Origin of the sequence: Stenotrophomonas sp. YIM B06876 (assembly GCF_030711595.1) — a bacterium.
Classification (GTDB): Bacteria; Pseudomonadota; Gammaproteobacteria; order Xanthomonadales; family Xanthomonadaceae; genus Stenotrophomonas.
In genome coordinates, this window is sequence record NZ_JAUJUJ010000659.1 from 1 (window position 1) to 334 (window position 334).

The window sequence follows — 334 nt, forward strand, 5'->3', positions numbered from 1 at the left end:
CGGGCTGGTTGAGCATGGCGATGGCAATGGCGACACGCTGGCGCATGCCGCCAGAGAACTCGTGCGGGTAGCTGCGCAGGCGCTTTTCAGGCGCGGGAATGCCGACCATTTCGAGCGCCGCGCGGCAGCGCTCAAGCGCCTGGGCGCGCGGCATGTTCTGGTGCGTCTGGACCGCCTCCAGCATCTGCTCCTCGATGCGCAGCACCGGGTTGAGCGTCATCAGCGGGTCCTGAAAAATCATCGCGATGCGGTTACCGCGCAGCTGGCGCATCTGCTCTTCGGTCAGGTCGCGCAGGTTCTGGCCCTTGAACAGCACTTCGCCGGCGATCACCTC

General features: G+C 65.9%; 1 protein-coding gene. It reads right to left on the minus strand.

Annotation, left to right across the window (positions count from 1 at the left end; genetic code table 11):
• Positions 1–334, minus strand: a 334-nt coding sequence (locus QZH66_RS18910) for an ATP-binding cassette domain-containing protein (RefSeq protein WP_305807306.1), incomplete at both ends; no start/stop codon positions are given.